Origin of the sequence: Loktanella salsilacus (assembly GCF_024206795.1) — a bacterium.
Taxonomy (GTDB): Bacteria; Pseudomonadota; Alphaproteobacteria; order Rhodobacterales; family Rhodobacteraceae; genus Loktanella; species Loktanella salsilacus.
Map to the genome: position 1 here is coordinate 1,593,823 of NZ_CP072994.1, position 13,288 is coordinate 1,607,110.

Annotated in this window: 13 protein-coding genes; 8 read left to right on the top strand and 5 right to left on the bottom strand. The window is 61.1% G+C overall.

The features are described from left to right. Nucleotides 1-153 precede the first annotated feature (153 nt). The 5 genes from KBW81_RS07800 to KBW81_RS07820 all read right to left on the bottom strand — a co-directional run bounded on the left by KBW81_RS07800 (nucleotide 154) and on the right by KBW81_RS07820 (nucleotide 5,525). Nucleotides 154-2,373 (bottom strand): DEAD/DEAH box helicase, encoded by a 2,220-nt coding sequence (locus KBW81_RS07800; protein WP_254248913.1) that lies wholly within the window; start codon nucleotides 2,371-2,373, stop codon nucleotides 154-156. A gap of 63 nt (nucleotides 2,374-2,436) precedes the next feature. After that, nucleotides 2,437-3,276, bottom strand: coding sequence for a CPBP family intramembrane glutamic endopeptidase (locus tag KBW81_RS07805; RefSeq protein ID WP_254248914.1), 840 nt, complete (start codon nucleotides 3,274-3,276; stop codon nucleotides 2,437-2,439). A gap of 108 nt (nucleotides 3,277-3,384) precedes the next feature. Then, the gene (locus tag KBW81_RS07810) at nucleotides 3,385-4,536 is read right to left on the bottom strand and encodes an HD domain-containing protein (protein ID WP_254248915.1); all 1,152 of its coding nucleotides are present in this window, start codon (nucleotides 4,534-4,536) and stop codon (nucleotides 3,385-3,387) included. Between the two features lie 112 nt (nucleotides 4,537-4,648). Then, nucleotides 4,649-4,867, bottom strand: coding sequence for a hypothetical protein (locus KBW81_RS07815; RefSeq protein WP_254248916.1), 219 nt, complete (start codon nucleotides 4,865-4,867; stop codon nucleotides 4,649-4,651). A 4-nt stretch (nucleotides 4,868-4,871) separates the two neighbouring features. Continuing rightward, nucleotides 4,872-5,525 carry an alpha/beta hydrolase gene (locus tag KBW81_RS07820; RefSeq protein WP_090185250.1) on the bottom strand — a complete coding sequence of 218 codons (654 nt, stop codon included), beginning with the start codon at nucleotides 5,523-5,525 and terminating at the stop codon, nucleotides 4,872-4,874. A 221-nt stretch (nucleotides 5,526-5,746) separates the two neighbouring features. Between KBW81_RS07820 and iscR the strand changes: the two genes are divergently transcribed. From iscR to KBW81_RS07860, 8 genes are all read left to right on the top strand, one after another. Continuing rightward, complete coding sequence (gene iscR / locus KBW81_RS07825; RefSeq protein ID WP_090185253.1) at nucleotides 5,747-6,217, top strand: Fe-S cluster assembly transcriptional regulator IscR; 471 nt, start codon at nucleotides 5,747-5,749, stop codon at nucleotides 6,215-6,217. 105 nt (nucleotides 6,218-6,322) lie between these two features. Then, nucleotides 6,323-7,357 carry a cysteine desulfurase family protein gene (locus KBW81_RS07830; RefSeq protein WP_254248917.1) on the top strand — a complete coding sequence of 345 codons (1,035 nt, stop codon included), beginning with the start codon at nucleotides 6,323-6,325 and terminating at the stop codon, nucleotides 7,355-7,357. Between the two features lie 21 nt (nucleotides 7,358-7,378). Beyond that, a complete protein-coding gene (gene sufB, locus KBW81_RS07835; protein WP_090185256.1) occupies nucleotides 7,379-8,896 on the top strand; it encodes a Fe-S cluster assembly protein SufB in 1,518 nt (505 codons plus the stop codon). A gap of 57 nt (nucleotides 8,897-8,953) precedes the next feature. Beyond that, on the top strand, nucleotides 8,954-9,709 hold the full coding sequence (gene sufC / locus KBW81_RS07840) for a Fe-S cluster assembly ATPase SufC (protein WP_090185259.1): 756 nt from the start codon (nucleotides 8,954-8,956) through the stop codon (nucleotides 9,707-9,709). Then, nucleotides 9,709-10,989: a SufB/SufD family protein gene (locus KBW81_RS07845; RefSeq protein WP_090185261.1), complete on the top strand. Its 1,281-nt coding sequence runs from the start codon at nucleotides 9,709-9,711 to the stop codon at nucleotides 10,987-10,989. The genes sufC and KBW81_RS07845 overlap by 1 nt, the downstream gene beginning before the upstream one ends. Next, on the top strand, nucleotides 10,989-11,486 hold the full coding sequence (locus tag KBW81_RS07850; protein WP_090185264.1) for a hypothetical protein: 498 nt from the start codon (nucleotides 10,989-10,991) through the stop codon (nucleotides 11,484-11,486). The genes KBW81_RS07845 and KBW81_RS07850 overlap by 1 nt, the downstream gene beginning before the upstream one ends. Further along, nucleotides 11,483-12,064: a hypothetical protein gene (locus KBW81_RS07855; RefSeq protein WP_254248918.1), complete on the top strand. Its 582-nt coding sequence runs from the start codon at nucleotides 11,483-11,485 to the stop codon at nucleotides 12,062-12,064. Before KBW81_RS07850 ends, KBW81_RS07855 begins: the two co-directional genes overlap by 4 nt. Next, entirely contained in the window at nucleotides 12,065-13,285 is a 1,221-nt protein-coding gene (locus KBW81_RS07860; RefSeq protein ID WP_254248919.1) for a cysteine desulfurase, read from the top strand. Nucleotides 13,286-13,288: the final 3 nt, after the last annotated feature.

Genomic DNA, 13,288 nt, shown 5'->3' on the forward strand with positions numbered 1-13,288 from the left:
CCTAAATTGTTGCCGACGTTCTTTTCGTTTCCCGACCCATCGCCTCTTATTGGGCGATGAAGTCAATTTCGGCCCGGATCATGTTTATGTCAGGGCCGAATTGGGGCGGAATTAAGGCATTGTTAACCGATCCGAAACTCACCCTTTCGTGGCTTAGCGCTTGAACGGCGCTTTTCCGCCGGGCTTGCCTTTGCCGCCGAACTTACCAGCGGGCTTACCAGCAGGTTTGCCGCCCGGGGGTACGAACCGCTTGGATGTGTCCGATGCGCTGGCCTTTGGCTTTGCAGGGGCACCGTCAGGCTTTTTCCACGCAGGCTTGCCCTCGGACTTGCCTTTCCACGCGGGCTTTTCGCCCGGCTTGCCGTCCGATTTGCCTTTGTACGCAGGCTTGTCGCCCTTGTCTTTCCATGCCGGCTTGCCGCCGGGGGCACCGTCAGACTTGCCCTTATAGGCAGGCTTGGCGTCGCCATCAGCGCGGTAGGGCGCGCGGGCAGGGCGCGCGTCGTCGGACTTGCCCTTCCACACAGGCTTTGCGCCGCGTGGCTTGTTCAGATCGACCAGCGCATCGCCGTGATCCTTGCGCTCTGGCTTGGCACGCGGCTTGCGCGCCTTGGCGCTATCATCGCGGTTTGGCGCGATGGCGGCCACGTCATCCTGACGGCTGGGCGGCGGCGGGCTGGTGTCGCGGGCGCGGGGCGGACGCGGTGCGCGGGGCGCATCATTGTCACGCGGCGTATACGCCTTTTTATCGGGACGCGGGCCGCGATCGCTGATCTGCGGCACACCGTCAACGATGCTCAGCTTGGCCTGATTCTCTAGCACCATGTCCGGGCCAACAGCCTTGATGAACGCGGCAGAGGCACCTTCGGCGATCTCGACAAAAGTCTCGTCCGCTTGGATGCGGATTGCGCCGATTTCTTTCTTGGTGATGTCGCCAGCTTTGCACAGCATCGGCAGCAACCAACGGGCCTCGGCCTTTTGGTCACGGCCCACATCAACGCGGAACCACTTGGACGGGCCAAAGGTTTCTTTACGCTCGCGCGGGGCCTTGTCGCTGCCATCGCGGGGTGCGGGGGCGTTGACGGCGCTCAGGTCTTCTGGCGCGGACTGCTTGCCTTGATACACACGCAGATAGGCGGCAGCGATTTGTGCTGGCTCATGCAGTTCCAGCAGACGGCTCGCGAATGCCTTTTCGTCTTCGGTAAAGGTTTCGCCCCAGATTTCGTCATTCAGCAGACGCTCTTCATCCTTGCGCAGGATTTCATCCGCGCTTGGTGCCATCGCCCAGGTCGCTTGCAGCTTGCCCCATGTCAGCAGGTTTTCTGCCCGGCGCCGCATTTTCGGCGTCACGATCATGGCAGAGATACCCTTGCGACCAGCTCGGCCGGTCCGGCCAGAGCGGTGCAGCAGGATTTCGGCATTGGTCGGCAGTTCGGCGTGGATCACCAGCTCTAGGTTCGGCAAGTCGATACCGCGGGCAGCAACGTCGGTTGCTACGCAAACCTTTGCGCGGCCATCGCGCATGGCTTGCAGCGCGTGGGACCGTTCCTGCTGCGACAGCTCGCCGGACAGGGCGACCACGGAAAATCCACGGTTGCTTAGGCGGGTGGTCAGGCGTGTGACCATGGCGCGGGTGTTGGCGAAAACGATGGCGTTGGGCGCATCGTAGAACCGCAGCACGTTGATGATGGCGTTGTCGCCGTCATGCTGCGCGACGCTTAGGGCGCGGTATTCGATATCGGCGTGCTGGCCTTCTTTCGTCACCGTGGTGACGCGGACAGCATCGCGCTGATAGGATTTCGCCAGCTTGACGATGGTTGCAGGCACCGTGGCCGAGAACATCAGCGTGCGGCGCTCGGGCGGGGCTTCGCCAAGAATGAACTCTAGGTCTTCTTTAAAGCCCAGATCCAGCATCTCGTCCGCTTCGTCCAAGACGATGGCGCGGATGTCGGACAGGTCGATATTGCTGCGCTTGACGTGGTCGACAAGGCGGCCGGGCGTTGCGACGACGATATGCGCGCCGCGATCAAGGCTGCGGCGTTCGTCGCGCACATCCATACCGCCAACGCAGGACGCCAGAACTGCGCCGGTGCCAGCATACAGCCACGACAATTCGCGCTTTACCTGCAAGGCCAGTTCGCGCGTTGGGGCGACGATCAGGGCAAGAGGGCGGCCAGCCGGGCCGAATGTGCCGTCTTCGGCAAGAATCGTTTTACCGATGGCAAGGCCAAAGCCGACGGTTTTGCCAGAGCCGGTCTGGGCACTGACCAGCAGGTCCTGACCATCCAGATCGGGATCCGTCACGGCCTCCTGCACGGGTGTGAGGGCATCATAGCCCTTATCTGCAAGGGCGCGGGCGAGTGTATCGATCATGGGATATGGGTCCGGAATAAGTCAGCTTGTCGCCCTATGCCCCTTGACCTTGTCTGTCCAGTGTCAATTACTGTCAAATTGGTTTGAAGCTGCGCGCGCCATCCGCTTACACCAACGGCGATGGATAATCCATGCCGCAAGGCTGAGTAGCGCAGGCATAATCAGCGCGGGCAAACCGGGCTGCGGTGCGGCCATGGTATCGGACTGCGGCAGCAGGTCAAAAGCGACCGGCGCAGACAAGGCAAAGGCATCCCACAAGGCATGCAAGGCCACCGCTGGCCAGACGCTGCGGGCTTGCACCGTGACCGCGCCAAAGAACAGACCCAGCCCCCCAGCGCCTGCAATCTGGATTGCGGTGACGGTCAGATCCTGCCCGGCAAGGGCGTTGACGCCGTGGAACAGACCAAAAACCACGCCAGAGGCCAAGATCGCCCAGCCTGCGCTGAACTTAGCCCGCAGGCCGTGCAGCAGGACACCGCGAAACAACAGCTCCTCGAACAGGCCGACCATCAGGGCGAGGGTGGCGATGGGCCAGAGCGCGGACCGCATGACATCCCCGCCTTCCAGCGACACAAAACCCAACCATGTGACCGCCACAATCGACACCGGCGGCGTCAGGATAAACAGCGCAAGGCGCATGCCCGCCGGATCAACTGGACCCGACAGGCCAGTCGCGTGCCCCCAGCGCAGCAAACCCACGATCAGGCACAGCGCGAGCACCAAGATGGCTTCGTTCACGATAAAGGGCAGCAGATTCGACATATCGACGACGCCAGTGCCGTTGGTGACATCCACCGGACCGCGCAGCAGCAATGGCAGGATGAACCAGCCCATCGTCAGGGCCAACACGGTGATCGCGGCGGCAAAGGGGTGGCGGCTGCCATAGGTTGAAAACGGGCGCATCTGTCTGCCTTTACCTTGCAATCGCGCGGTTATGGCAGGCAGGTATCTTGCGTGCCAGCGCGGATTAGCGCCTGACAGCCGCGATCACCGGAATGTGCCAAGTGTGCTTTACGCGATCTGGTCCGCCGTGAACCACGCGTCGATCTGCGCCTCGAGCGCGGACCAGACTGCGGGCGCGCCGCGTTGGACTTTGACGCCGACACGGGTTTGCAGTTGCGCAGGCGTGACGTTGTAGGTCGGCCAAGTGCCGCCGCCCGTCGCAAGGTTCGCCATGACGGGCTGCACCCGGTCAAGCGCCTTGGCGAAAATCGCGTCGTCCGTCTCGGCCGCCTCGAACTCGTGCCACAGCGCGTGCAGGGCCGCCCCTTGAGCTTTGGGCAGCAGGCCGAACAGACGGATGGCGGCGGCGTGCTCTTCCGCCTCTTTCGCGCCTTGGTCGCTGGCGGTTGTGTGGATCGGCAGATCGCCTGCGTCGATTTCCACCAGATCGTGGATCAGCAGCATGGCAATGACGCGGTCCACATCCACCGGGCGCACGGCGTGTTCGGCCAGCGTCAGGGCGTAAAGCGCAAGGTGCCAGCTGTGTTCCGCGCTGTTTTCGCGGCGCGAGCCGTCAAACAGGGTCGTGGCGCGCAGTTCGGTTTTCAGCCTATCCGCCTCTGCCAGAAACCGCAGGCGGGCAGCGGTTTCCGCATCAAGGCGCGGATTGGTGCGGTCCAGCAGGCCAAGGGCGTAGGCATAAAGCGCCGGCCAGTCATCGGCGAGGGCGGATGGACGCCCCGTGGCCAGCAAGGCGCGAATGATGTCGCGGTCGACTTCGGTCTGCGAGATGTTCAGCAGTTCCTGCATCAGGGGCTGCGCCATATCGAGCGTGCGGGCATGCTGGGCCGCCTCGGTCGCGGCATCCTCGAACGTTTCCCAATGGGCGCGGAACAGGGCGTTCTGGTCATCGGGTAGGATTGCATACAGGCGATCTGCGGCGGCGCGTTCCTTGATGGCAATCGCGGCGTGGTCCTGGGGGATGTGGATGGGGTGATCGCCCGCGTCCACCTCGACGATGTCATGCAGCAAGGCCATGTTGATGGTCGCGGCGGGGGCGTCAAAGACAAGGCCCCAAAGCGCAAGGTGCCAGCTATGCTCTGCCGCGTTTTCCCGGCGCGATCCGTCCATCAGCGCGTTGGCGCGGACGACGGATTTAAGCTGATCGACCTCTGACAAAAAGGCGAGTTGGCGGGTCAGGCGGTCGTGGGAAGCAGGCATGAGATACATTTCAATTCGTAAATGTTTCGCATGGACATATTAAGTTATATTTCCCATGCCTTACAATATTAGACCTTAACCGCGCGGCGCGTATACCGCACCGCGCGAGGGGTTATTCAGTCGTTTTATCCTTGCGCGAATCGAGCAAGGCCCGCGCCCGCGCCTCTGCCCGGCGCACACGCACGAACATCAGATAACTTTCCTGCAAGGTCTGGGACGATGCGCCCAAGATCTCTCCGATTTGGTCGACGATTTTCTCGTCGCCAGAGCGGGCGGCGTCATCAAGTGCCAGTTTGGCCAGATCGAGGGCGACATCATCGGTATATGACATGCGCTTAACGGGTGTTTTCTGTCAGGCGACGACGCACATAGCTTTTGACCGAACCGATCATCGGGTCCATGTGCGGATCCTCAAAGAAGTGACCCGCGCCGGGGACTTCTTCGTGGGTAATGGTGATGCCTTTTTGGTCGTGCAGTTTGTTGACCAAGGTCACCGTATCGGCCGGCGGCGCGACGCGGTCGGCGGCGCCGTTGATGATCAGGCCAGACGCCGGGCAGGGCGCAAGGAAGCTGAAGTCATACATATTCGCCGGCGGGCTGACGGAAATGAAGCCTGTGATTTCCGGGCGGCGCATCAAAAGCTGCATGCCAATCCACGCGCCAAAAGAAAAACCAGCGACCCAGCAATGCTTGGCGTTGTTGTTCATCGACTGCAGATAATCGAGGGCGGAGGCGGCGTCAGAGAGCTCGCCAATGCCTTGATCGTATTCACCCTGAGAGCGTCCGACGCCGCGGAAGTTAAACCGCAGCACAGTGAAGCCCATGTTATAAAAGGCGTAATGCAGGTTGTAGACGACCTTGTTGTTCATCGTCCCGCCGAACTGCGGATGCGGGTGCAGCACGATAGCGATCGGCGCATCACGGTCCTTTTGCGGGTGATAACGGCCTTCAAGGCGGCCTTCTGGACCGGGGAAGATGACTTCGGGCATGGGCGTTCCAACTGCTGCGGTGCGCGGGCGGCGTTCGTATTCTTGACGAAAACGCTCAGGCACCTTAGAAAGATTCTAAATCCGCACGAGGTGTCCCGCGCGGCCGGATTGAGGGTGACCTAATCAGGCGGGGGCGTTTCGTCAATGTTTATGCAGTTCTGGGTTTATGCAGTTATGGGTTTGAGCAGCTATGGGTTTGAGCGGAACCGGGAGGCGTTAAGATGAAACTGAGCACGAAGGGGCGATATGCCATGGTCGCGCTGGCCGATCTGGCGCTGCAACCCAGTGGCACCCTGGTCAGCCTGACCGAGATCGCCAAACGGCAGGACATCAGTCTGCCCTACCTAGAGCAGCTTTTCGTGAAGCTGCGGCGTGAGGGGCTCGTGGAATCGGTGCGCGGGCCGGGCGGCGGCTATCGCCTTGCGCGGGCTGCGTCGGACATTCGCGTCGCCGATATTCTGGGCGCAGTGGATGAGACGGTCAGTGCGATGCACAAGGGCGCTGGCGCCTCTGGCGGGGCCTCTGGGTCGCGGGCGCAGTCGCTGACCAACCGGCTGTGGGAGGGCTTGAGCGCGCATGTTTATGTGTTTCTGCACCAGACGCGGCTGAGCGATGTTGTGGGCAACGCCATGGCCCCGTGTCCGGCGGTCCCGGCGCTGTTCGAGGTGGTCGATGAGGTGGGGGATGCGTGATTTGGGCAAAGGCACAAATGGCGTTCTGCACCGGCGTGTCGAAGAGGGGGCTCTGCCCCCGGCGCTGGCGCGCCGTCCCCGGAGTATTTTCAGCAAGATGAAGCCATGAGCCGCGTGTATCTGGATCATAATGCGACGACGCCTTTGCGCAGCGCGGCGCGGGAGGCGATGATTGCGGCGATGGATGTCGTCGGCAATCCCAGTTCCGTGCATGCCGAAGGCCGGGCGGCGCGATCCTTGCTAGAGCGGTGCCGGGCGCAGGTGGCCGAGGCCGTCGGGGCCGGGCAGGCGGATGTTGTGTTTGTGTCTGGCGCGACCGAGGCATCTGCTTTGGCGCTGGCCGGGCGCGGTCTGCATGGGTCTGATCTGGAACATGAAGCGGTGCGCGCTTGGGCGACCTGTGATTTGCCCGTCAGCGGCGGGCAGGTGCAGGTCAGCGATCCGGCGCAGTCTGTGGTGCAGCTTGCCAATTCCGAGACGGGGATTGTGCAGAAACTGCCAGAGGGGCTGGCGGTGAGCGATATTACTCAAGGCTTTGGCCGGGTGGCGTTTTCCTATGCTTGGGCGGGTGTCGCACTTGTGTTCTTATCGGCGCATAAGTTTGGTGGCCCCAAGGGCGTTGGTGCGGTAATCATGCCGCAAGGCTTTGATCTGCCAGCGCAATTGCGCGGTGGAGGTCAAGAAATGGGGCGGCGGTCTGGGACCGAGAATATCATCGGGGTTGCCGGTTTTGCCGCTGCCGCCGCTGCGGCGCAGGATGATCTGGCGCAGGGGCGCTGGGACCGGGTTGCGGAACTTAGAAATATTCTAGAAAAGGCGGTTGCGGCTCAGGCTCCGCATACTATTTTTGTCGGGAATGATGTGCACCGGCTGCCGAACACCACCTGCATGATCTGCCCCGGTTGGCGCGGCGAGACGCAGGTGATGGCCATGGATTTGGCGGGGTTTGCCGTATCGGCAGGCTCTGCCTGTAGCAGCGGCAAGGTGCGGGCGTCGCCCGTGTTGACGGCGCTGGGATACGATGTCGATCAGGCGAGCTGCGCGTTGCGCGTATCGCTGGGAATCGAGACGACGGAAGACGAGGTTCTGCGCTTTGCTGAGGCATGGTGCGCACGGGCCAAACGGATGATGGCGGCGTGAGCTGCAAGAGAGGTGAGTAAAATGGCTGCAATGGATGTGGACGTCAAAGAAGGCGTAGATCAAGAGACCGTGGATGCGGTCGCTCAGCTGTCGGGTGCTTATAAGTACGGCTGGAACGACGACGAAATCGAGATGGACTATGCCCCCAAGGGCCTGAACACCGATATCGTCAAACTGATTTCCGGCAAGAACGAAGAGCCCGAGTGGATGACACAGTGGCGTCTGGACGCGTTTGCGCGCTGGGAAGGCATGACCGTGCCGAACTGGGCGATGCTGAAGGTTGCGGATATCGATTTTCAGGATCTGTATTACTACGCCCGCCCCAAAAGCATGGAAGTGAAGCCCAAGTCGCTGGACGAGGTCGATCCTAAGCTGCTGGAGACCTATAAGAAACTGGGTATTCCGCTGTCCGAGCAGGCGATCTTGGCCGGTGTCGAAGGCGCTGTGCCGGACGAGGGCCGCAAGGTTGCTGTGGACGCGGTGTTCGACTCGGTGTCCGTCGGCACGACGTTCCAGAAGGAACTGATGAAGGCTGGCGTGATCTTCTGCTCGATCTCTGAAGCGATCCGCGAGCATCCGGAGCTGGTGAAGAAGTACCTTGGTACGGTCGTGCCGGTGACGGACAACTTCTATGCGACGCTGAACTCGGCTGTGTTTTCCGATGGCTCGTTCGTTTACATCCCGCCCGGTGTGCGCTGCCCGATGGAGCTGAGCACCTATTTCCGGATCAACGCGGAAAACACCGGCCAGTTTGAACGCACGCTGATCATCGCCGACAAGGGGTCCTACGTGTCCTACCTTGAAGGATGCACAGCGCCCAAGCGTGATGTCGCCCAGCTGCACGCAGCTGTGGTCGAGATCATCATCGAGGAAGACGCCGAGGTGAAATATTCCACGGTGCAGAACTGGTACCCCGGCGACGCAGAAGGCAAGGGCGGCATCTATAACTTCGTCACCAAGCGCGCCGATTGCCGTGGTGATCGGTCCAAGATCATGTGGACGCAGGTCGAGACAGGCTCTGCCGTGACGTGGAAGTATCCAAGCTGCATTCTGCGGGGCAACGATTCACAAGGTGAATTCTACTCCATCGCCATCGCGAACAACATGCAGCAGGCCGATACCGGCACCAAGATGATCCACCTGGGCAAGCGCACGAAGTCGCGGATTGTGTCCAAGGGTATCTCTGCTGGTAAGGCGCAGAACACGTACCGCGGCCTTGTGTCGATGCACCCTAAGGCGAAGGAATCGCGCAACTATACGCAGTGCGATAGCCTTTTGATCGGATCTGAGTGCGGCGCGCATACGGTGCCGTATATCGAGGTGAAGAACAACTCGAGCCGTGTGGAGCACGAGGCGACCACGTCCAAGGTCGATGACGAGCAGCTGTTCTACTGCCGCTCGCGCGGGATGGACGAGGAAGAGGCCGTCGCGCTGGTTGTGAACGGGTTCTGCAAGGAAGTGCTGCAAGCGCTGCCGATGGAATTCGCGATGGAAGCACAGGCGCTGGTGGCGATCTCGCTTGAAGGTTCTGTCGGATAAATTTGCCCTCAGGGGCGCGGAAAAGACGGGTCCTGCGGGACCGTGAAGGAGAAGAATATGTTGGAAATTAAAGGCCTGAAGGTCGATCTGGAAGATGAAGACAAGTCGATCCTGAAGGGCGTCGATCTGACCGTCCCTGCAGGCGAAGTGCATGCGATCATGGGGCCGAACGGCTCTGGCAAATCGACCATGTCTTATGTGCTGTCCGGCAAGGATGGCTATACCGTCACCGGCGGCACGGCGACGCTGAACGGCGTTGATCTGCTGGCGATGGAGCCGGAAGAGCGTGCTGCGGCGGGCCTGTTCCTTGCGTTCCAGTATCCGGTGGAAATTCCGGGTGTTGGCAACATGACGTTCCTGCGCACAGCTGTGAACGCACAGCGCAAAGCGCGCGGCGAAGAAGAGCTGTCGGCAGGTGATTTCCTGAAGGAAGTCCGCGCCAAGGCGAAGGACCTGAAGATCGACGCCGAGATGCTGAAGCGTCCTGTGAACGTTGGCTTCTCTGGCGGCGAGAAAAAGCGCAACGAGATCCTGCAGATGGCGATGCTAGAGCCAAAGATGTGCATCCTTGACGAGACCGACTCCGGTCTTGACGTGGACGCGATGAAGCTGGTGGCTGACGGTGTGAACGCGCTGCGGTCCGAAGGGCGGTCTTTCCTTGTGATCACCCACTACCAGCGTCTGCTGGACCATATCAAACCAGACGTCGTGCACATCATGTCGAACGGCCGCATCATCAAGTCGGGCGGCCCAGAGCTGGCCCTTGAAGTTGAAAACAACGGTTACGCCGATTTGCTGGCGGAGGACGCTTAATGGCCCTGCCGCAACGCAAACAGGACGCGACCGACGCGCGTTTGGCAGCGGTGACGCTGCCGGACGGGCCGGCTTGGCTGACAAAGGCGCGCAAAGCGGCCTTGGCCCGGGTGTCCGCGATGGGCTTGCCCGCGCGGCGCGACGAGTATTGGAAGTTTTCCGATCCGACAACGCTGACGGATACCGCTGTCATCTCGGCTGATCTGGCAGATGCCTCGGACCGCGAATTTGCTGGCGCGGATGCGCTGATGGCGGTCTTTGTGGATGGCGCGTTCGATGCAGATGCCTCGGACGACCTGGAAGCTGCTGGCGTGACCATCACGCGGCTGGCGCAGGCGCAGGATATCACTTGGGCTGGCGATCTGCTGGGCACACTGGAAGCGCGCGGCCAATCCCCGGTCGAGCGTCCGCTGGCGGCGCTGACCACGGCCATGGCGACGGACGGCTTGCTGATCCACGTCACGGGCGACGCGGCCCGTGCTGTTCATGTCCGCTATGATCGCAAAGATGCGGGCGCCGATGTGGCCCTGCATCATGTGGTCAAGCTAGACGCAGGCGCGACCTTTACGCTGCTGGAAAGCGGCGCTGGGGCTGCACGGTTCATGTCGAACATGGAAGTCGATGTCGCTGATGGCGCCACGTTCCACCATGTGCGTGCGCAGGGCCGTGATACGGGCCGCCGGATGAACACGCACACCTTTACGCGCATCGGGACCGGATCGACGTTCAAGTCCTTTACCCTATCGATAAACGGCGCGCTGACCCGCAACGACTGCATCATGGACATCGTCGGCGACGATGCGACGGCGCACGTGGCGGGTGCCTGCGTCGGTGACGGCGAGGGTTTCCACCACGACGACACCGTCTTCATCACCCACGATGCGGTCGGCTGCGAGTCGCGTCAGGTCTTTAAGAAAGTCCTGCGCAACGGTGCGGTTGGCGTGTTTCAGGGCAAAATCCTTGTAAAGCATGGCGCGCAGAAAACCGACGGCTATCAGATCAGCCAGTCACTGCTGCTGGACGGCGATAGCCAGTTCCTCGCCAAGCCAGAGCTTGAGATTTATGCCGATGACGTGGCCTGTTCACACGGGTCCACATCCGGTGCGATCGACGAGGATGCGTTGTTCTATCTGCGGTCACGCGGTGTACCGCATAAGACGGCGACGACCCTGCTGACGCTGTCGTTCTTGGCCGAGGCGCTGCAAGAGATTGATGACGAATCTCTTGGTGATGATCTGCGGGATCGGCTGGCCGGTTGGCTGGATCGCCACCAAAGCTGATGGCCGTCACATCTGACATCATCCGCACGTGGCGCGGGCCGCGCATCGTAATGCGCGGCTTGCTGGCAAAGGGAAAGCGTGAAGACCGGGCCTTGGCCTATCTGATCGTGTTCTGCCTGCTGGTGTTCGTTGCGCAATGGCCGCGGCTGACACGTGCGGCGGCGGGCTTCGACCTTGCCCCCGGCGCAGAACCGCGAGAGCTGATGCAGATGATGACATACGAGCTATTCGCCTGGATCACCGTCTGGCCGTTGGCGTTTTATGCGCTGGCGGCTGTCAGCCATCTGATTGCAAAGGCGTTTCGCGGGCGCGGCACGCATTACACCGCGCGTCTGGCGCTGTTCTGGTCGCTGCTGGCATCCGTGCCCTTGCTGCTGCTTTACGGCCTGATGGCTGGATTTTTGGGGCAGGTGGCCGGCACCCATGTGATCGGCGCGGCTTGGGTTTTGGCCTTTGGCTGGATCTGGGCGCTGTCACTTTATGAGGCAGAGCAATGACGTCGGGACAGTGGATTGGCCAATGGATCGGGCGGTCTTTGCGTGACCCGGCTGGCGTCGCACAGGCGCTGATCTCGATCGGTTTAAGCCGAGATGCGCTGTTTAGCATGGTCGCGCTAGTGACAGTGCTGTCGGTGCTGATGCTGGAACTTGGGCTGTATTTGTCCCCCGCAGACGCAGAATTGCTGCGCGCCACGCCTTTTGCGCTGACGGTGATCCTTGGCGCGTCCTTGCTGATGATGGTCTTTGCGCTGCAACTGACCGGGCGCATGCTGGGCGGGACCGGGCGTTTTAGCGCGGCGCTGTTGTTGGTGATTTGGTGGCAATCGATGGCGCTGCTGATCCAAGTGGCCCAGACTGCGACACTGCTGCTGTTTCCTCCGCTTGCGGGGATTGTTACATTGGCCGGGCTTGCGTGGCTGGTGTTTTCGCTTTTGCATCTGGTCAACGTGCTGCACGGTTTTGACAACCTTTTCAAAGCGCTGGCGACCGTTGTTATCGGGGTCGTTGGTATTTCATTCGGGCTGGCGCTGTTGCTGTCCCTGATCGGCGTGACCCTGCAAGGAGGCACCCTTTAGATGTTCGACGTTGACGCAATTCGCGCCCAATTTCCTATTCTGTCCCGCGAAGTGAACGGCAAGCCGTTGGTGTATCTGGACAATGGCGCGTCCGCGCAAAAGCCGCGCGCGGTGATCGACGCCATGACGCATATGTACGAAAACGAATATGCCAATGTTCACCGCGGCTTACACTACCTTTCTAATGTTGCGACCGACCATTACGAGGGCGTGCGCGGCAAGATCGCACGCTTTTTAAATGCAAAGTCCGAGGATGATATCATTCTGAACTCTGGCACCACCGAAGGCATCAATATGGTGTCCTACGGCTGGGCCGCGCCGCGTTTGCAGGCGGGCGACGAGATCGTGTTAAGCATTTTGGAACACCATGCGAATATCGTGCCCTGGCACTTTCTGCGCGAACGGCAGGGTGTTGTGCTGAAGTGGGTGGATTGCGCCGCTGATGGCTCGCTTGATCCGCAAGCCGTGATTGATGCCATCGGGCCAAAGACGAAACTGGTCGCGATTACCCAGATGTCGAACGTGCTGGGCACGCTGGTCGATACAAAGGCGATCTGTGCCGGCGCGCATGAAAAAGGTGTGCCCGTGTTGGTCGACGGATCGCAGGCGGCGGTGCATATGCCCGTCGACGTGCAGGACATGGGCTGTGATTTCTATGCGATCACTGGGCACAAGCTGTATGGCCCAAGCGGGTCTGGGGCGATCTATGTGCACCCTGACCGCATGAGCGAGATGCGTCCGTTTCTGGGCGGCGGCGATATGATCCGCGAGGTTGGCCGCGATATGGTCACTTATAACGACGCGCCGATGAAGTTCGAGGCGGGCACGCCGGGAATCGTTCAGACCATCGGTCTGGGCGTCGCGCTGGACTGGATGATGGATGTCGGGATGGACAACATCGCCGCGCACGAGGCCGGGCTGCGCGACTATGCGCAGACGCGGCTTGCAGGCCTGAATTGGCTGCAGGTGCAGGGCAATGCACCTGATAAGGGCGCGATTTTCAGCTTTACGCTGGATGGGCCTGCGCATGCGCACGACATCTCGACCGTGCTGGATAAAAAGGGCGTGGCCGTCCGCGCCGGATCGCATTGCGCTATGCCGTTGATGGACCACCTTGGGCTGACGGCGACCTGCCGCGCATCCTTTGGCGTCTATAACACAACGGCGGAAGTCGACGCGCTGGTCGATGCGCTGGAACTGTGCCACGATCTGTTCGCCTAATGG

Excerpts from the sequence above, each read along its gene's own strand:
- KBW81_RS07855 (WP_254248918.1), top strand. The coding sequence starts at position 11,483 with ATGACGTCGGGACAGTGGATTGGCCAATGGATCGGGCGGTCTTTGCGT.
- KBW81_RS07850 (WP_090185264.1), top strand. The coding sequence starts at position 10,989 with ATGGCCGTCACATCTGACATCATCCGCACGTGGCGCGGGCCGCGCATC.
- sufB (WP_090185256.1), top strand. The coding sequence starts at position 7,379 with ATGGCTGCAATGGATGTGGACGTCAAAGAAGGCGTAGATCAAGAGACC.
- KBW81_RS07830 (WP_254248917.1), top strand. The coding sequence starts at position 6,323 with ATGAGCCGCGTGTATCTGGATCATAATGCGACGACGCCTTTGCGCAGC.
- KBW81_RS07810 (WP_254248915.1), bottom strand. The coding sequence starts at position 4,536 with ATGCCTGCTTCCCACGACCGCCTGACCCGCCAACTCGCCTTTTTGTCA.
- KBW81_RS07800 (WP_254248913.1), bottom strand. The coding sequence starts at position 2,373 with ATGATCGATACACTCGCCCGCGCCCTTGCAGATAAGGGCTATGATGCC.
- sufC (WP_090185259.1), top strand. The coding sequence starts at position 8,954 with ATGTTGGAAATTAAAGGCCTGAAGGTCGATCTGGAAGATGAAGACAAG.
- iscR (WP_090185253.1), top strand. The coding sequence starts at position 5,747 with ATGAAACTGAGCACGAAGGGGCGATATGCCATGGTCGCGCTGGCCGAT.
- KBW81_RS07845 (WP_090185261.1), top strand. The coding sequence starts at position 9,709 with ATGGCCCTGCCGCAACGCAAACAGGACGCGACCGACGCGCGTTTGGCA.
- KBW81_RS07820 (WP_090185250.1), bottom strand. The coding sequence starts at position 5,525 with ATGCCCGAAGTCATCTTCCCCGGTCCAGAAGGCCGCCTTGAAGGCCGT.
- KBW81_RS07860 (WP_254248919.1), top strand. The coding sequence starts at position 12,065 with ATGTTCGACGTTGACGCAATTCGCGCCCAATTTCCTATTCTGTCCCGC.
- KBW81_RS07805 (WP_254248914.1), bottom strand. The coding sequence starts at position 3,276 with ATGCGCCCGTTTTCAACCTATGGCAGCCGCCACCCCTTTGCCGCCGCG.
- KBW81_RS07815 (WP_254248916.1), bottom strand. The coding sequence starts at position 4,867 with ATGTCATATACCGATGATGTCGCCCTCGATCTGGCCAAACTGGCACTT.